This window comes from Acinetobacter bereziniae (genome assembly GCF_016576965.1).
GTDB classification, from domain to species: Bacteria; Pseudomonadota; Gammaproteobacteria; order Pseudomonadales; family Moraxellaceae; genus Acinetobacter; species Acinetobacter bereziniae.
This window is the reverse complement of record NZ_CP066119.1, coordinates 1,353,078-1,372,594: the sequence shown is the minus strand read 5'-3', so window position 1 is coordinate 1,372,594 and position 19,517 is coordinate 1,353,078. Positions and strand designations below refer to the sequence as shown.

Sequence of the window (19,517 nt, the reverse complement as noted above, 5' to 3'; positions counted from 1 at the left end):
TATATATCAAATCATAAAGTAAAAATTGGTCATTTAGTTCTTGGGCTAATTGTTAGAATCAAATTGTGATTATTTACCACTTTTTAATGTTTGCAATAAGAAAATTAATTTCAAACAATATCAATGACAAATAAAAAAATACCCACTTGATGGAGTAAAGTGGGCGATAAAAACTGCGTATATAGTTGAAGCACAACCTTCAGCACTATGATTTGAATATGGCAAAGAAAACTTTAAAATTCAAGTTTATTTTTTACCCATTGGTAAATTTTTACGATCATTAAGTAACCAAAATGTAATTTAAAAAATGATGATTAATACTTGGTTTACGTGTAAAAATAAAGTTTTGTTATTTCAATCGCTTGTAATTCCAATAGCTTATCAGTAACCCAAAACACATCATCTTTTCAATACGTTTAGATCCAACAAGATATAAGTAGCCCATTTTCAATGAAACCCTATGGGCTACTCATGAGAGATACTAAGTGTTCAACATCCAGACTTCAACTTTAGAATTTTTGAGAAATACTGAACTTATAATCGCGCCCTGTACCCGTCATATATTCACCTAAATACATTTTATAGTCTCGATTAAACAAATTATCTATAGAGAAATTAAGTGTTGGTCCTTTCTCACCCACAGGTTGCCAATCTGCATATACGCCATGAAGCGAGTAGCCTTTGGTTTTAGGTAAAGAAAAAGAAGATGCAGCAATTGATTTATCATTATCAGATAAACTTCTGTCTTGAGCCGCAACAAAAATTCCTCTCCATCCCATGGTTAAGTGATGCTCAGGCACATTTACCCCTAAAGTTGCTGTGGCTTTTTTAGGTGGGATATCAACCATCCATGTTTTTTGGTCAAACCATGGATTCACAGGTGAATTATCACGTTGCCCACGAATATATGAATAAGTTAAACCAGCAAACCAAGTCGGTTGATTGTAGAAAACTTCAGCTTCATAGGCTTTAATGGTGTAATCGGTAACGTTTCGATAGAAACCATGATTGTAATTACCATTGCAGTCTTTAACACTGCCCTCACCTGTACTTGCATTATTTTCTGCTTGGGCTTGGCAAAAGGTTGAACGGTTTCTAAATATTTCGTCAGCACCACGATTACGATGGAAAGTCAATCGTACTTGTAGATGGTCATCTGTACTGAACAAATCATCAAAATTCATTTCATTACCGATACGTATCGCCAGCATTTTTTCAGGAAGCAGATAACGACTGGTCGATGGAACAGTGGTTGCCGCTGATTGCACATAATACTGCTCATCAACACGAGGAGCACGCCATGTCTTACTCACATTGGCAAACCATGTCATGTAGTCTGTTTGCTTCCAAGACATTGCCAAACGAGGTGACCAACCTGTATAGGTTTTACTTGAGTAATCGTGTCCTGCGGTAGGATCATTATAGCGTGATGCTCGATTGGGTTTCCCTGTGTTTTCAATATGATCGTAACGTAACGATGGTGTGATAATGATATTATTGAACTGATATTGATCTTCAACAAATGCGCTCAACATTTGCTGATCGCCTGCTGGCATATAATTGGGTTCATAATAGCCAAAATTAAAATCAGGCTTCTTCACATTGTTTTTATCAAAAATCAGGGAATTCTGTTCCATCTTTTGATATTGCGTACCGAATTTTAACTTATGAGTACCATATTTAGTTTCTATATCACTGATATTACTGAGTTTAAATGCTGTATTGGTATAGGTTACCCAACTTTCATTGCCTAAAAGTGCTGCTGAACCATTTACGCTTGGTAGTCTTTGGTCATGCTGATAGGTTTTTGAATATGAAGCAACCGCTTTGAGATTCAAATATGGATTGTCTGCTGGATTAAACTCATAATTTGCTGAATAACTGGTATCTTCCTGATCACGATAAACCAAACGTCGTTTCCATGCTTCATCATAGCCATATTTTGCAATATCTGCCTGTGTAGGCACAGCATCCTGATCACGCATGGCAGCAAATGGCTCCCAACCCTCATGTCCGCTGCGCATAGCATTGAGAGAGATTTTATGTCCATCTGCAGGATAAAAATTAAGTTTTGCTAAGTAGGTCTCTTGCTCTTGGGCAGAGTATAAAAATGTACTGCCATCTGGACGTTTAACATTACCACTGTCCCGGTTGGTATAATAAAACAAGCCATCTACTACACCATTATCAGCTTTACCATATACCGCACCTGTGTAGGTATTTTGGCGATTATTTGAATATCGAGAATACTTTAAAAATGCCCCTACATTTTTATCTTTATCTAATAAATCTGTCGCATCTTTGGTTTCTAAAGTAACCTTCCCACCAAAACCACCATTTCCAACTTCAACATTATGCGGACCTTTATCTACAGTGATTTTCTTTAAAATTTCAGGTTCTATAAATACCGATCCCTGACGATATTTATCAAAACTTTTTACAGAATCATCTAAAGTAATCGGAACATCTGCGACCCCACCCATACCCAGAATATTGATCGTTTGACCGCCGGGGCGAGGAGATGCAGCAGCCCCAACACTTGGCATGTTGTCTAAGAGTTGTGCCACATTATTGGCCTGATAACGATCAATTGCTTTTTGGTTTAAAACACTTTGTCCAAACTTAATTGTATCTTTTTGAACGGCTTCTACCACAATCGGCGTCATTTGATAAATTTGATTTTGCCCATTCTGATTTGAAGGCAGATTTTTGTCTGAACTCACTTTATCATGGTTCATTACAGGGGCACTTTCAACACTGGGCTTTTCCATTAATACATAGCCAGCTGAAGTTTTTTGGATTTGAAAGGGTGTATTTTGAACCAGCATTGTAAATATCTGGTCTAAGGTGTATTTACCTTGGATACTTTTAACTTGGTATTGATTGGTTTTGTTGGAATCAAGCAATAATGAGACATTGGCTTGTTGCGCCAAACTGTTTAAAGCTTGGGTGAGTGAACCACGCTGCACTTGATAGAAAGTCGTGGGCACAGCAGTTTCTGCGTAAATTTGTGTACTGACGACTCCCATAGACAAGGCTATGGCAGCGGTCAATGCGAGCGGTTTTATGGCATTTCGATATAAAGACTGGGACATTTTGAAGCCACCTAAAGTCAAATGATAATCATTCACTTCATTCAGTTAAAAAAAATATGTGTTCTAACTTATATGACGAAGACCATCCAAAAAAACCGCAATGAATGGTCATTTTTTTTAGAAGACACTGTTTAAACGTTTTATCACTCTGCATTTATTGCAATCACATGTTGCCCTATTTTTTTGATTTTTAAAGGATACTGTGTTGCCAAGAGTGCAAGTGTCTGTTCCAAATCTTGTTGAGTATTAATCACACCGCTCACTTTGTATTGCGCTAAAGTTGCTTGGTTAAATAATAAATATTGGTGATGATAGCGCCCTAAACGGCTAAGTAAATCTGACATTGGTAAATCATTCGCCAAGATTTGCTGTTTCTGCCAAGCGAATTCTGTTGATGCAGTATCTATTTTAGTTATCTGGCTTAAACCTTGTGAATCCGCTGTGATATTTTCACCTTGCTGAACCACTTTAGACAAAGGAGCTGCCTGCAAAGCCGTCGCTTCGACTTTAGAATGTAGCATATTCAATACACTGTGCTTTGGATATTGATTCACAATAAAGCGAGTTCCTAATGCCTTATAATCTGCTTGTGGCGTGTGGATAATCAGTGGTCTATTTGGATCTTTGGCAACATCGATATAAATGTCACCCTGAACTAAGTCAATTCGGCGTTTATCCGCTTTGAAATCCAATTTAATTGCAGATCGTGCCCCCAAAGATACTTTTGAGCCATCCTCCAAAGTGAATGACTGCATTTCACCTGTATCTGTTTTTAAATCAGCCGTATAGTAAGAGAATATTGTTGAGTGATAAGCAAAATATGTTGCGCTTGCTATACTTAAACAAAGTACAAAAGCTTTGGTAAATAATTTCTGGATTTCTGTTTTACTCTGCTGACTGATTTGCATAGAGTGATGAACATTCTGACTGGAAATACCATGTGTCATCGAAAGCTGTTGCATCGTTTCAGAAAAACTCAGCATTTCATCTAATTGATCCTGATATTCAGGATATTGATTGCGCCAAAGATCAAATTCAATCTGAGCCTGACGGCGCTCCTCTTGATCATCCGCATTTAAGCGAACAATCCACAGCGCCATATCTTTACGCAACTGTTTAGCGTTCATCTTGCTCCAGCTCAAGCAGATTATTTTTCGCTTCGTAACATAGTTGTAGACATTCAGCTAAATACAATTGCGTACTACGCAATGACCGACCAATCTCTAAGGCAACCTCACTTTGACTATAACCTTCAAAGTAATACATGATAAAAGCCTTACGCATCAGCGGGGTGGTATTTTGTAGCGCAACCGTCAAAAAGTCTAAAATTAACACTGCTTCTTCGATTTGATCGGATGACAGCAAGCTTTCTTGTTCATCTACGTGTTGCTTTAGGGTCTCTAAATAATTTTGCTCTAAGATATAACGACGGTGCTTATCAATAAGCAAATGTTTAGCCACATTGACCAAATAGGCTCGAGGTTCTTGAATGGAAAATAGCTGTTTAGTTTGCAACAGTTTTACAAAAGTATCTTGAACCAAATCAGCTGCGCTAAATGGATACTTGATCCTTAAGCTTAGCCAATGACGAAGCCAATCATGATGATCCAGATACATTTCTTGCAGTAACTGCTGACGTGATTGAGTTGTGGGAGTCTGAATCATAAAATGTAGTGCGCAAATACAAACAATAATAATTATCGTTTACATAAAGACTTTTGTAAATGCTCTATTCGACAACTTTTTGTCCTTTATTGAATAGACTTTTCCTAGGAATTAATTGATAATGATTATCAATTGCATTATTTAAAATTTGGTGAATATTGTGGAACAGCATACTCTAGGAACAGAAGCCATCCGAGCATTTTTCACACTACAATGCTGTTGGCTAAATAATGAAGAAATTTATCTCGAAAAAGGTTGTTTACATTGTGGTTCTGCAGCCACCTATTTAATTTACTTTACCAATACACCAATTCAAAACTTATTGTTGAATTTTATTCAAAAATACAATTGTCATCATAGCCGTAAATTGGACTTACTTGATCTGTTAGATTTTGAAGAACAATACAATGATTTCCTGCAAATCTTAGAAAACGCTGTTAACAGTTACGCTTGCCAATATCAAAATCGTCCAAGAGCACTTGCCTTTGAACAGGTTGATTCTATTTTTGAGCGAGAAGCTGCCGTTGCATGTTAAAGCGCTATATATTAAACCTTTGTAAGCCAAATCAATACACGGCTTAATTCTCAAAGCTTCAACGATGACTTAAATCATTGAAGCTTATAACCACGCCCTGCTCTCTTTGATCAATTAAAAAAATCAAGCATCATTAATCATATTGAAAGCGCCCTATTCTTAAAGAACAAGGCGCAGATGATCTGTTGATTTCTGTTGAAATGCTGCATGATTAAGATAGCGAAAACAATACTTCTCAATACGGTTAATCAAGCCGATTAGATTTTTATATTTACACCGACTTGAAAACCACGTCCAGGAAGCGGTGCAATATATTTTAACGGCGAGTTTTGTGGTCTTGCTTCTTCATTCAACAAATTCGACCCATTTAAAAATACGTCCATACTGGTTTTTTGTAGTTTGAAGTGTTTTTGAATTTGAAAATCCATCATGTTATATGCTGGCAATGGTACTTCTTCAGACACGCTTTTTCCTAAATATTGAGGCTTATCAAAATAGATACTGGATAATCTCACAGACCAATCATTTTGTGCCCATTCAACACTCATGCCATAACGGTTGGTTGGCATATTGGGTAAATAGTTTCCGTCATTAAACAGACTAAACTGATTCGGATGAAGGTTCTTATTTTTAACAAAATCGGCAAATGCTGATAGCACAACTGAGCCATAGGCATTTAATTCAACTTTTTGTTTTAAATCAACTTCAAACCCTGTGATTTCAGCATCGGTCTGTGTCCAATATTTAAGCGGCAAGCGGTTTTGAGTCTGCACACCTGAATGGGTTAAGTATAAGTAATTGTCATATTTCATTTTATAAACAGTGGCAGTTAAATTAAAATTTTGATAATTCAATAATCCTGTCAATTCTAGATTTTTTGACTTTTCTGCTTTGAGCTTTTGATTTCCTTCTTCTTGCAACATGGTAGAGTAATGCGCATTACTCGCATAAAGCTCATTGATTTCAGGCGCCCGATCTGAAACCGAATAGCGTAATTTTAAGCCCAATAAATCATTATATTTGAAATAAGACCCAAAGCTATAACTGTCTAAATCAAATTCAGTATCCTTTAACTTAGTATTTGGTGAGTTTCTTGCTGTTTTAAAATCACTCGCTTGAATTTTGTGTTCTACTTTTTCATTACGGTAACCTGCATCTAATTCTAGCCAGTCAAAGTCTAATTTTTCCTTAATAAATACAGCTTGTGTTCGAGTATCAACATGAGGTAAATAACGTAATTTCCCTTGCCCTTCAACTTTACGATCTATTTGATTTAGACCGACAAAACCACTCCAAAATTCGGTTGGTCGATGTTTAAGTAATAATTCTGCTTGTTGTGTATCAAATTGATAACGATTGGCCATCCCAGTACCCAGATACTCAGCAGAGGTATTGACTGTTTTACTGGCGTTAAACTGAATTTGATTGAGCAACAATGGGCTAAAGTTAAGTTCACTCGCAAGTGAATATCTTCGTTGATCCGTTTTAACCCCTACTGGTACGCTTTCACTGGTCGATTGAAAGGATTTATTTTCAAGAGAAAATCCCGGAACACCGTATTCACTTTTCTTCGAATCAGCACTGAGTCCGATATATCCTTGATCAAGAAAATATGTTGTGCCTACAGCAAAATGCTGATTATCTAAGTAACTGTTTCCAAGCTTACCGCTATAGTTCGGGGTGACGTCCTTATTAATTTTATTTTCCGTATACTGTTTGGTATTTGGAACATAATTGGGATTTACAGGATTGGTATAAGTTTTCCCACTCCATACAGATGTTGGCTTGTCTGTATAAAAAGAAAATGTACCATCTGCCCAATCTGGATTTTCTGTCATGAATTGGTCAATATATGGCTGTGATGCCGTGTTATACACCTGTTGAATTCGTGCTTCTTTTTGGCAAGCATCAGCTAAACCAGTATTAACTCCACCTGTTGCAGGAAATAATGCGCTATTACAGACTTTTGCTTTACCGTTACCCGGAATTTTATATGCCGCTATCTCTTGTGTCGAAAATAAGAAATTGGTCGAAAAATTCTTTTGGTTATTTAAATTTAATTTAAAGCCCTTTGCATCAAAATCATTCCAGCCCTTTTTAGCGACAAGTTCCAGTTCAGTTTTTTTTTCAGGAAGCACTTGATCTATGATTCCTGTATCAATGTCCACACTCCCACCGATAGCATTCCCACCATAACGCACCGTATCAGAGGATTTATTGACGGTAATTGATTGGCTAAACAATGGATCAAATGGAATATTAATATTGCCACTGATTGCATTCATTCCATAAAGCGATTGACCATTTTCTAAAATCTGTACCCGATTGCCGCCTAAACTACGGATGACTGGTGCACCAGCATTTGGACCAAAAGCACTACTTTGCACTCCTGAAACTTGCTTTAAGGCATCTCCTAAAGTTTTATTGTCCGCATTTTTATTTTTTACAACCACAAGATCTTGTTTAAAAATGTCTGTTTCTGCATCTACTCGAATGATGGGTAAAACATTGAGCTCTTTATTATCCACTGCATAGGCAGGAAAGATCGGTAAAGAAATTGCAATGGCTAAACTATGACGACGCACGATGATATATCCAGATTGTAATTTATTGTTATGTTATAACATTACATTTAACTATTCAACGACAATAATCTTAATGATTTATCCAACAAACACTATTGTGATAAAAATAATTTAAATAAGCCTTTGATCTAAATTAATAATTTAAAAAATTTATGCTATTTATGAACAAATTTCTTTGTTCTGAAATGCTGCATTGTTGATCTGATACTTATATTGATGAATTAAAGTTGTTTTTTAAGAGCTTAAGTTAAAATATCAGTTTAAAAACGATGTTCTAACTTTAAGCTGATATTGTGTTTATCATAAGAATACAACCACTCTACATTACTGTTATTTTGATTATATTGATAAGTGAGATTTGGTGTTAAACCGTAAAAGGCCCAACGCGGTGCACTTAAAATCAAGGTATAGTTTTGTTCAAAATCATGTCGCCTAGTCTCTAATACAGGCGTAAATTTATCAAATTGACGCCAACGAAAAGAACTAAATAAATTGGTGTTAAAGCCTGCGGTAAAATTTTTGGACAACCCTAAACGTATGCCTTGTTGTTGATATGCTGTGAAATATTGCTCTTGGGTATTATGGTCAACGAAATCGAGTCCACCAAATAAGGTCCAGTTTTTTGGTAAAATTTTCCAAAAAGTTGAATAGACTGAGTATTCCGTGCCATTCTGCCCCTTATACTGAGAATAGTTCATATCTTTCATTTCAGCCTCTAACTTGACGGCTTTATCGTTGGAAATAAAGCGCATCCACTCGCCTCTTAACCCATAAGCATTGTAGAGTGGATCATGTGCATAGTATTTATGTTCAAATACAGGAGCAACCAAGACTTGATTACGTTCATTATAAAAACTATAACCCGCATTTAAATTAAAAGTTAATTCATTATAATCTGTCTGATCTGGGTAAACTTGACCATAGAATAATCCACGTAAAGCAATACCATGCTGCCCAGAAAGTGACCAACGCTTGGTTAAAGTGGCTTCATAATCCAGACCTTGGGCACTGATCGCATCTGGTGTACCTCGCTTTAATTGTTCGACAGGCACGACTTCCTTGGTTTCTGGGTCAATACCGTAATAGGTCACGATGTCGTATTTATCCGAAGCGTTATTGATATTATTGGCATAACGTGAACCAAAAGCTAAAGAACCTTGCCATGCATCACGTTGTTTAAGTCCTTTAAGATACATCTCTACAGTTTGAAGAATACCTTGAGCAGTAGGATCGTTAGACATAGTTAATTGAGATTGAATCTGCTGAAATAACTGTAGTCCTTGCTGATTTTTTTGTTGTTCGGTGTAGACACGCGCCAGCTCAAGCTGAGTCATTAAATTATTGGATTGAATCTTTAGACTGTGTTGTAGTTTACTTTCAGCTAAGCTTAAATTTCCCTGTGTTCGTGCCATGACGCCTTCAGCGAATTCAGTCAAAGCCTGATCATAATTTGGAAATTTTTTATATTTTTCTAAATAACGTAAAGCGACATGCCATTGTTTTTGCATCACTGCCAAATAAAGCGCATAAGCAACTTCTGCGGGTTCATCCTTCACCATATATTCCTGACCTTGTATGATCAGATTCGGTAATGCTTGGTCTTTTTTGGGATCATCTGATTTGAGTAGTTTCTTATCATTTTGATATTGTTGCTGACTAATTTCCTGATTTAACCTGATACTGGTATCATCCGCTGCATAGACAGATTCTCCACACAGTACCACAACGCCAAGCAATACTATTTTTTTCATTGATCACCCTATAAAATAAAAAAAAGAAAGACTTACCAAAGCAAGCCTTTCTTATTCAAATCATTATTTCTTACCGCCGAATGCAACATCATATGTATTGTTACCTACAAATGTTGCAATGCCTGCTAAGCTGCTTTGGCTATTATAAAACTGACCTGAAACATCACCACCAGAAGGTCCACCTGTCCAAGATGCATTTGAACCACTAATCGTAGCGTCATTATTAATTGTTGCAGTACCTAAATTAAAGGTACGTGAACTATCGCTCAATGAACCAGTTAACTGTTTGGTTGCAAAGTTTGCAGTAAACGTACCTGACAACAAATTAGAGCCATTATAATTATTGACACCTTGAACGCTATAATTTGCAGTACCTGTAGACGGTACGCTGGTATCCGCATCTTTACCATTGTAATAAACAGTATGTGTTGTTGGATCAACTGTACCTAGACGGTTTCCACTGGCATCTTTGGCTTCGGCATTCCACTCACCAAACCAAACGTCTTGCGTAGGCACTTGTTTATAGTTGGCATAACCGATAGCAGCATGTGTTGGCGGAAGACCTGGTAAATACGGGTTCAAACGCACTACCCCATTGCCATCTGCATAACCGTTAAAACCCGAGAATGCAACAACTGCGCCGTTATAAAAGTCTTTGATTCCGAAACCTACACCCGAGTTTGGATGGTTTGGCCCCAGTGAACCTGTAGCTGCGACCTCGATTTTACTAACATCACTCGACTCACCGACTATAGCTGCCTGAGCAGCACCGACTAAACCAATAGATAGTAAAACAGCCAGTGAGATAGATTGAAGTTTCATTTTAAATTCCTCGTTATGAGTTTAAAGTTTTACCATTAAGAATAAAAATAAAAAACTTAATGATTATCATTTAAAATAAAACATGTGCTGCACTGATTTTAATTTTTCAATTTAAGTGTAAAATCAAGGAGTACCTGTCTTATTTTCCACACATTTATTGCACACCACGTGCAATAAATTCGGTTAATTACCTTTAAGTTCCTTAAAACTTATGGGTAATGCTTAGCTTAAATGTTCGACCAGGTGCTGCGATTGCCGAACGGGTTAAAGGATCAATATAGAATTCGTCAGTAAGATTAGTTCCCACCAGTTCAAATAAAGTGTCCTGCTTCAGTCGATAATTGATATAAGCATCTAAAATGGTCATTGAGTTCCAAGCCAAAGGGGTATTGGCGTAATAACTCATCTCTATCCCGTTATAGTTTTTCGTTTCAGGATTTTCATATTTTTGGTAATAACTCGCTCGTGTACCCAATTCCAATTTCTGATCAAAGAAACGTCCTCCAAGCGTCAAATTTACTGAATATTTGGGAATTGCCATACTGACCAAATATCCCCCTACAAATCCATCATCGACACAGCGATTTACTGAGAACTGCTTATTTGCCCCCAAAATCATTGCTGAATTTTCATCACATACTTTATTCTTAAAACGGTAATTGGCACTCAAATCCGTAAAGAAACGTCCATTGTCAAAGCGACTTTGTAGTTCCAGTCCTTCTGTAGTGAGACTATCGACATTACTAAATGCCAAAGTTGGACTACGCTCAATCGCATTCTTGGTTTTGTTATAGTAATAAGCCAATTTAATATCAGCATAACTGCTGTTTTTAAAAAACTCTGAAAGATTATAAACATAGGCGAGTTCATAGTTCGATGCATGTTCAGGTTCTAACTTATAACCACTTAAAGTTCCAGAAAAACCAAGCGTACTTTCAAACATACTTGGCATTCTATATGCTTCGCTATAGCGCAAATACATTCGACTATTCGAGTTAAAGTTAACCGTTGCTGAAGCCGTCGGTGTCCAACCACTATCTTTGCTTTTTTGCACACCTGTTTTGGTTAAGTCAATATCTTCATAAGCACTAGGAGTGCCGCTCGCATAATATCCATAATCCCGCCCCTCCACTAAAGTCCCATTTAAAAAGGGATTATTGGCAATGGTTAATTGTCCACGACTATCCTTTTGATAGTTAATCGTATTACGTTGAGTATATATATACCTTTTTAATTCTTTTTGCTTATATTCTTCCGTCCAGCCCTGAGCCAAAGCGGATGCATCTAATGTATTTCTTATTTGTTGTTCTCGTTCTGGGGTCATATTTGCTTTTTTGGTAAAATAAATCATGCTTAATGCAGTGGCTTTTTTAATCAGGTTAAACTGGGGATCACCTGCATTGACCCGTTCATTAAGAAAATCATCAAAGGCCCAATAGTTTTGATATCTTGCACCTGCATTTAGCGTCAGCCATGATACAGGCTGATAGTCAAAGTTAAAATTAAACTCTTTTTCTTCTCGACGCCCTGCTCTCGGTACCATTCGATAACCTGAATTTGTTCCGTTAATATTCGGGTCTTTATAAATATCATCTGAACTGAGCTTTTCTTTTTGAAAACTACCACCAACAGTCAAACCAAGACTAGACAGTAATTTAAACTTATTGCTCAAGGTTATTCCTTGGCGAGTATTGTCTGAGTTTGCGACGGCACTGTTCACAAAGATGCCCAAGTTCTCATTGGTATCATTGGGAAATCCACCAGAACTATAGGTATTGCTTTTGGTATCAGTTCGCCAAATATTGCTGTAAAAATCAACCAAATTATTGTTTTGAGGCTGATATTTGTATTCCATATTATAGGCTTTGGAGTCAATATGACTTAAAGGCCACTGTGGTACGCCTGTTTTGTTTTTTACCAATGCCTCCCAAGCAATTCTCGAGGGCAGTATTTCTCCGTTGGTGATTGAACTGTCCCGATAACCAAACTCTAAACGCTGTTCATCAGTCGGCTTCCATGTTGCTTTTAACAAATAAGATTCTGTTTCCAGGGATGTATTCGGAACTTCTGTACCTCCCGGATAAACTTTGGCAAGATAAGGAACATAGTTATAACGCTCCTGTGATGGTTTATTATAATATTCACTGCCATTTTTTCCGGCAAAATGATTGCCCTTATTCCGATAAGCATAAGCAGCCAATACTTCAAAGTTATCTGTACGCCCCGCCAAAGCGATACGAGTCGCAACATCATCACCTGAATATATATTGTTCTCTTTATTCTGGCGTGCCATCTTAAATAAAGACGGATCATAATAAGGTTCGAATATTGGCTTACCTTGCCAGTTCGTTGCTACTGGCGGATAGTTGGGATTATCATAAATACTTTGACCTGTGAGTAATTGCGGTTCTCTAGGTTTCACTGCATTACTGCTGGTTTCTACTTTTATTTCTCCACCAAAATTTTTACCTTCTTTTAAAACATCATCTACAGCCAAAGTATGAATAACGACAGCACCGCCGACACCTGTGTTTACATTGCGGGTGATGGAAGGTCCTTTGATGACTTGTAGCCCACCGATTAAATTCGGATCGATATAACTACGGTTATTTGCACCGTTATAACCGCGCCATACTGTTAGTGCTTGCTCTGTCCCATCAATAAGCACTGGCACTCGTCCCGGTCCTTGAACGCCACGTATGCTTGGATCTAAAGCACCACTATTTCGAGCATCCCCACTGTATACTCCGACCATTCCCTTAAATAAGTCTGCTGGCTGAGCGCCTTTATATCGTTCTATTTGCTCTTTGCTGGCGTAGACGCTAGAAATATCTTGGTCATAAACATCATTCTGCCCTTTTGTATCTCGACTAACTGTGCCAAAAACAGTCATTGGGCTAAGTTGCACCGCATTTTCATATTCGGTGGCTGTTGATTGAGTGGTTGATACTGCGGTTTTAAGTTCTGCTTGAGTCACTTGCTTGAGCATATAGCCACTGCCCACTTTTGCTGCAACAAATTCAGTGGGTGCTAAAATACGCTGGAAACCACTTTCCACATCATATTGCCCAGTCAAACCAGAACTGGATTTTCCTTTTAATAAATTGGCATCTATGGCAATCGTGGTACCTGCTTGTTCAGCAAAAGTGTTTAAAACACTGGCAAGTGAACCTGCTGGGATATGATAAGAACGTGATTCCAAAGTTTGCGCAGAGACGCTCTGCGCCAGCCCCATTGCACCAATCCCCACACAAGCAACATGAATAGCAAATGCCAATGATGAAACTCGAAAAGAAGATTTTGTTTGCTTTTTATCCCAAGCAGCTTTGCTCATTTTACGCCCCAGTAAATGTAAATAAGAATCATTCAATACATGCAATTAAATGAATCCTAATTTTTGCTTCTACTTAATATGACGCACGAGAAATAAAAAAGTGGAACCTAGAATTAAATTTTTTTTTAAATGAAACTTGAACGGGTCTTAGACTTATGACGAAACGGAGCTTTGGGAAGCTTTCTAAATCTGATTGATCTTGATCAGGCAAGAAACTTTTGTCTTTAACCTGAGTTCGATAAAATTCTTGATAAAATATGAAACTTGAAAAAGTCAGCCACAATTTCCTGAGACAGGGCTTTATTGATAAAATATAATCGTCTGTTCTCATTAATCAATGCGTTTCAGATCACTCATTGTTGAGTGGTGAGAGCAATGTGGTTGATTGAGATGTAAACCGACTCATAGATATAACTACTTATTTTATTGAGTCGTTACCACAGTCAGATACGGCGTGATTTGATAAATCTTGAGCTGTGGAAAAACACTATTCAACAACTTCAAAGCATTTTCAGCATGATCTAAAGGCAAGACTGCATTGACTTGGATTTTTTCCAGTTGATCCGTTTTAAATATAATTTTCGTTCGGCTATTTTGATCTAATTCCGTCAAAACTTTCGATAAAGGCATATTTTCAACAATCAACTGACCTTGCATCCATTTTTGTTGTTCGTTATGAATGTTCAAATCATGAATGGGTTGTATAGCATATCCATTAAATGTGACTTCCTGCCCTGCGGATACAATCACGGAAGATGGCTTGGATGGTTCTTTAACGAAGTGAGAAGTTTGTACTTTCACTTTAGAATGCAACATCTTGAGTTCTGTAAGTTCTGGCTGATAACGAACACTAAATGCAGTGCCTAAAGCTTCGATTTGACCATGTTGTGTTTGAACAATAAACGGACGTACTTGGTCTTTAGCGACATCTACAAATATTTCGCCTTGGACCAACTCAATGACACGTTGATTAGCAGAAAAATGTACATTGACCGCACTTTGTCCACGAAATTTCAGCGTTGACCCATCGTTTAAGCTATGAGTCATCCATTCTCCTGCCGAAGACTTGAGGTCAGCCGTGAGGTAAGCGATTGGATGATAGGCAAGATAAGTATAAATCCCCCCCAAACTGCATAATGCGATGGCAAAGAGGCTACCATAACGTAAATTCTTTTGTTTATTTACACTTTGCAAACCTGCTTTCAGCACGGATTGCGTCATCTGCTGCTGTTGCGGGGTCTGTACCAGTTTTTGAATGGAATACAGATAATGTTCAATATCTTGTGCAATTTTTTGTCGTTGCGGACTCATACTTTTCCAAGCATCAAAATCCATTTTAGCCGCTTTTTTTGTTAAATCATCATCAGCACTGAGCAATACAATCCACTCTGCGGCTTCTTCAATTAATTTTTGTTTGCTTTTCTGATCATCTATCATTTATACAAACAGATCCTTCTCTTGCTTTAGCACATAACATTGCACCAAGCATGTTGCGAGATATTTTTGAATCATTTTCGTCGAAACACCAATCTGCTCGGCAATCTCTTTATGAGTCAAACCTTCAAAATAATGTAAAACAAACGCACGTTGGGCTTTTTCAGAAACAGATGCCAATGCCTGACAAATTTGATCAATCGCTTGAATAATCTGCAGTTGGTCTTCGGGTGAAGGAATCGCATCTAAAAGATATTCCATTTGACCTAATTCATCCAAATACGCTTGTTCAATGCGTTTGCGGCGGACTTGATCAATCATTAAGTTACGTGCGATCGTGACTAAATAAGCACGTGGCTCTTTAATCCCAAACAACTCATCACGCGTCTGTAAAATCTTGATAAAAGTATCTTGAACCAAATCAGCCGCATGTTCACTGCTACCCATCTTTTTTCTCAGCCATTGATGTAACCAAGACTGATGATCACGATACAATTGATCTACAAATGCAGGATTTTTGTTCACAATAGAATCAACTCGTTTAAGCTCACACAAATGATAATAATTATCATTTAAATGTCAAGCAGCTCTTCTCTAAAATCACTGAATTTTAAATTACATTTTTGTCGACCAATCGTATATTGTTGCGATATATGGATTAAAAATAACAATTATTTTTCTATAAAACCTTATTAAAAACATCTATGACAGCGCATCATTTTTGTATCCAAATTTATTTACCTGCCCTTATGAGTATTTTCAAATAAATATAGGTTTTATTGTGATCAATATAAGTGAAACATCTTTTTAACCATCACAATAGAAACACTCCGACTTTTCCAAAGTGAGATGATAGGTGCTTGCACCATGTGCCAGCATCGACGCTTGAAGGTGACCTTCCAAATCTTGATCATGAATCAACTGTAATTGACCACATTTTTTACAGCATATTCGGATATTGGTCTGGCAATTTTTAAATGAATAGAGTGCCTGTTCATTTCCAAGTTTAAATTTCACCAACACACCTGCTTCTTCCAACTGCCTCAAGGTCTGATATACGCCTGCAAAAGACAGCTTTTTAACCTGAGGTGATGGATTGTATAAAATTTCTGCGGCAGTGAGTTCACGCCGTGCATTTTTTAAAATATTCAGTACTGTTAATCTTGTTGTAGTCACTTTTAAATTTGCTTGTAGAAGTAAATGTTTTAATTCTTCAATATTTTTATAGGGGTTAAAGATTTCCATCCAAAGATAATCCTCATAGATTCATGCCTTAAGCCACATCCATAATTGTACGCAAATCATCATCATAATAATTGCACCGACTGCCCACGGATGAGGCACTGTCAAAATTAAAATTCCAGCTGCTACACTCATACTCAACAAAGAAAACAACTTCACTTTTGTAGGTAATGTGCGCTGGGTCTGCCACTGCTGTAAAATTGGTGCAATCAGTCGATTGTTTACAATCCAGTGATGCATTCGTTTTGAGCCTTTGGCTGCAAAAATTGCTGCAAGAAAATAAAAATCAAACGTAGGCAAACCTGGTACAACTAAACCAATGGTACCCAAGATCAAACATAAACCTGCGAGTGCAATACACACGCAACGTACCAACCATGACTTCGCCAGTTTAGCTTCTGGCAATGTCATACTGGTATTGATATCTGTTTCAGTTCCTGTTTGCTTCATTGCTTGATTCCCTTTTCAACGATTCATCATTTATTTCAGTGTTTTCAATTGTGCTAAAAGCTCACCAAAACGCTGAAAGCCTTGCATCGCTCCTTCAATAATTAGTTGTTGATCTTCTGAACTAAAATTTGCCTCATCCAGCGTTTGCTTGAAACGTTTCCACACTAAGCCTCGACCTTCTGGATATGCTGCCAAATTACGTGCACCAAACTCTGCATTAAAGCCAAATTTAGCTTGTGCTTCTTTGAGTAAAAATGCTGCACCTAATGTCGAACCTTCAGAGACATAAATCCAGCCTAATGATTGAGGAAAGCTCACGGTATGCGTCGCAATATCGCTTTGTTGTGGCTGCACACCTAAATCAGCCAAATCCTGCAATGCTGCATCAGAACGACCACGCACATCTAAATCAGGAATCAACTGTTGCACCTTTGAATCTTCATATAAATGTTCAACATCTTTCTGAAAGTAATACTGTGAAAGTGTGAATTGGGCATAATTGTCTTGGCTGGCAAAAGCACCCGATTGTTGCATCAAAACTTCCATGCGATCATGTTCTTCAGCAGTCGTTTGCTTTAAACGTTGCATTAAACTTTCTGTCATTGCTTTTTCTGTCGCTGCGTTCATAAAAATTCCTCAATAAACGTTGTATACACCTGTTAGTCCAATCAGCGGTTGCGACCAAGCTTAAGCTGAATGGGAAAATCCACCACGATAGCAACTGCTTCACCATTTAAGATGTGTGGTTTAAATTTGGTTTTTTGTGCAGCCTGAACACCTCGTGCATCTAAACTGCTTAATCCTGTACTTTGTTTCACTTTGACATCAATCGCTTGTCCTTGAGGATTAATCTTGATAGTCAAAACCAGTAAACGCTGTTGATTCTGTAACTCACGGTCATCGTAATTCAGCTTGCCAAAGCTCAATACATCAACCTTACTGACCATAATCGGTTGTTGCGGTTTTGGTGCAGATTCAGCACTTTGCTCCTTTTTATTTTCTCGACCTTCTTCGCCACCAGATTTTTGAGTCTGCTCATTTGATTGCCCAGAAGATGACTGTTGTTTCGAAGTATTTAACTCAGTCTTGGTTTGCGTTTGCATGGATTGTTGTTGATTCGACGCTGTGCTGTTATTTGAAGATTGATCTGTTGTTTTTGTCAGTGTGGCTTTTTGAGTATTTTGTTTTGGTTGATCCATGATCACTTTCTTGGATTCGCTACTCTGAATTACTTTGGTTTGTTTTTGCTTGGATATTGGTGTTTTAGCATTCGGCTGCTGTGTCACTGCTTGCATTTGTGATTGTGTCGAATCGGTTGCTGTATCTGTACGGCTCTCTTGAACCGTTTCTGTCTTATTCATACGGACAAAGCGAATTTTGATCGCATTTTCTGGTGAATGCGTTTCAACGAATTGATCAGTTTGTAAAAAAGTCATCGACCAAATCAATAAGACATGCCCCAGCATGACCCCACACAACGTCATATACGTTTGTCGATCATATCTACTGGTCAATACTACAGACATCAATTGAACTTAATGATGAAGTGATGAAATATTGGAAACAGCATCCTGAAATAAATTGCTCAGGATATCTTGGCTATTTGATCTGTAATGTTGAATTACCATACTCATTCCTCTTTAGCTAAATGAAAGCAGACCCATAAAAAATCTGCCTTATATCTATATAGACGAATGAGAATGGAAAAAAGCCTAATGAGAAATGTAATGAAATGTAAACTATTCTTATTTTAGTTCTGTTTTCTCTTAAATTTTATCCACCCTAGTGAATCAACTTTCAATATCTATCAAGACCTTGCAAGTTTTATATAACCAAACAACCAACCGAACCAAAATATTGATTTTATTAAAATTATTTAAAAAGTATCGTGCTTATTGTCCTAAAAACCTCAGTCCTACACCTGGTTCGGTGACAATATATGTGGGTTGAACAGCGTTATCATTCAGTTTGCCTCGCAGTTTTGCCACTAAAATTCTTAAATAGTGTGTGTCTTCTTGATGAGTAGGTCCCCACAAACCATTTAAAATTTGCGGTTGAGTAATCAATTGCCCTTTATGCTGGGCCAACAGGGTTAACAGTTGATATTCCTTACGGGTCAATGAAATCAATTGTTGGTTTAAAAATACTTGTCGATGTGCAAAGTCAATTTTTAGCACCCCATCATCAAAACAAGCAGACTCCACAGCCACATTTTGATATTGGCGAAGCAGCACCCGTATTCGCGCCATCAGCTCCTGTACGCTAAAAGGTTTTGTCACATAATCATTGGCTCCAGCATCCAATAACTTCACTTTTTCTTCTTCACTTGAACGTACAGACAATACAATGACAGGCACATGTGACCAGACTCTTAACTCTGCCAATACTTCTGCACCATCTAGATCAGGTAAACCAAGATCAAGAATCACCAAATCTGCACCATGCAAAGCTAAAATTTCCAAGCCCTTTTGACCATTTTCAGCCAATAGTGTCTTATAGCCTTGAGCACGAAGTGCAATATCTAAAAATTTACGAATCTGTGTTTCATCATCAATAATCAATACATTGGTCATCGAGCTTGTTGATACATTTTGCTCTGGCATG

Annotated in this window: 15 protein-coding genes; 1 reads left to right on the top strand and 14 read right to left on the bottom strand. The window is 37.5% G+C overall.

What is annotated here, in order from left to right:
- Positions 1–509: 509 nt before the first annotated feature.
- The 3 genes from I9192_RS06235 to I9192_RS06225 all read right to left on the bottom strand — a co-directional run bounded on the left by I9192_RS06235 (position 510) and on the right by I9192_RS06225 (position 4,760).
- Entirely contained in the window at positions 510–3,095 is a 2,586-nt protein-coding gene (locus I9192_RS06235) for a TonB-dependent hemoglobin/transferrin/lactoferrin family receptor (RefSeq protein WP_200150216.1), read from the bottom strand.
- A gap of 143 nt (positions 3,096–3,238) precedes the next feature.
- Positions 3,239–4,222: a FecR family protein gene (locus tag I9192_RS06230; RefSeq protein WP_005030471.1), complete on the bottom strand. Its 984-nt coding sequence runs from the start codon at positions 4,220–4,222 to the stop codon at positions 3,239–3,241.
- Complete coding sequence (locus I9192_RS06225) at positions 4,212–4,760, bottom strand: sigma-70 family RNA polymerase sigma factor (RefSeq protein ID WP_005030473.1); 549 nt, start codon at positions 4,758–4,760, stop codon at positions 4,212–4,214. The genes I9192_RS06230 and I9192_RS06225 overlap by 11 nt, the downstream gene beginning before the upstream one ends.
- Before the next feature lie 160 nt (positions 4,761–4,920).
- Here I9192_RS06225 and I9192_RS06220 point away from each other — a divergent pair, with 160 nt between their 5' ends.
- Positions 4,921–5,295 carry a hypothetical protein gene (locus I9192_RS06220; protein WP_010590871.1) on the top strand — a complete coding sequence of 125 codons (375 nt, stop codon included), beginning with the start codon at positions 4,921–4,923 and terminating at the stop codon, positions 5,293–5,295.
- A 257-nt stretch (positions 5,296–5,552) separates the two neighbouring features.
- Here I9192_RS06220 and I9192_RS06215 read toward each other — a convergent pair whose 3' ends face one another.
- The 11 genes from I9192_RS06215 to I9192_RS06165 all read right to left on the bottom strand — a co-directional run bounded on the left by I9192_RS06215 (position 5,553) and on the right by I9192_RS06165 (position 19,516).
- The gene (locus I9192_RS06215; protein ID WP_005030477.1) at positions 5,553–7,880 is read right to left on the bottom strand and encodes a TonB-dependent receptor; all 2,328 of its coding nucleotides are present in this window, start codon (positions 7,878–7,880) and stop codon (positions 5,553–5,555) included.
- 260 nt (positions 7,881–8,140) lie between these two features.
- Positions 8,141–9,631, bottom strand: a complete 1,491-nt coding sequence (locus tag I9192_RS06210; protein ID WP_005030480.1) for a surface lipoprotein assembly modifier — start codon at positions 9,629–9,631, stop codon at positions 8,141–8,143.
- Positions 9,632–9,694: 63 nt separating this feature from the next.
- The gene (locus I9192_RS06205) at positions 9,695–10,453 is read right to left on the bottom strand and encodes a Slam-dependent surface lipoprotein (RefSeq protein WP_005030482.1); all 759 of its coding nucleotides are present in this window, start codon (positions 10,451–10,453) and stop codon (positions 9,695–9,697) included.
- Between the two features lie 202 nt (positions 10,454–10,655).
- Positions 10,656–13,787: a TonB-dependent receptor gene (locus I9192_RS06200; RefSeq protein WP_026040275.1), complete on the bottom strand. Its 3,132-nt coding sequence runs from the start codon at positions 13,785–13,787 to the stop codon at positions 10,656–10,658.
- A 423-nt stretch (positions 13,788–14,210) separates the two neighbouring features.
- Entirely contained in the window at positions 14,211–15,224 is a 1,014-nt protein-coding gene (locus tag I9192_RS06195; RefSeq protein ID WP_005030486.1) for a FecR family protein, read from the bottom strand.
- On the bottom strand, positions 15,225–15,746 hold the full coding sequence (locus tag I9192_RS06190; protein WP_005030488.1) for a sigma-70 family RNA polymerase sigma factor: 522 nt from the start codon (positions 15,744–15,746) through the stop codon (positions 15,225–15,227).
- A gap of 282 nt (positions 15,747–16,028) precedes the next feature.
- Positions 16,029–16,466: a Fur family transcriptional regulator gene (locus tag I9192_RS06185; protein WP_005030490.1), complete on the bottom strand. Its 438-nt coding sequence runs from the start codon at positions 16,464–16,466 to the stop codon at positions 16,029–16,031.
- 21 nt (positions 16,467–16,487) lie between these two features.
- The gene (locus I9192_RS06180; protein ID WP_005030492.1) at positions 16,488–16,913 is read right to left on the bottom strand and encodes a YbaN family protein; all 426 of its coding nucleotides are present in this window, start codon (positions 16,911–16,913) and stop codon (positions 16,488–16,490) included.
- 30 nt (positions 16,914–16,943) lie between these two features.
- A complete protein-coding gene (locus I9192_RS06175; protein WP_005030494.1) occupies positions 16,944–17,540 on the bottom strand; it encodes a biliverdin-producing heme oxygenase in 597 nt (198 codons plus the stop codon).
- 41 nt (positions 17,541–17,581) lie between these two features.
- Complete coding sequence (locus tag I9192_RS06170; RefSeq protein WP_005030496.1) at positions 17,582–18,439, bottom strand: TonB family protein; 858 nt, start codon at positions 18,437–18,439, stop codon at positions 17,582–17,584.
- A 366-nt stretch (positions 18,440–18,805) separates the two neighbouring features.
- On the bottom strand, positions 18,806–19,516 hold the full coding sequence (locus tag I9192_RS06165) for a response regulator (RefSeq protein WP_005030500.1): 711 nt from the start codon (positions 19,514–19,516) through the stop codon (positions 18,806–18,808).
- Between the last annotated feature and the right edge of the window lies 1 nt (position 19,517).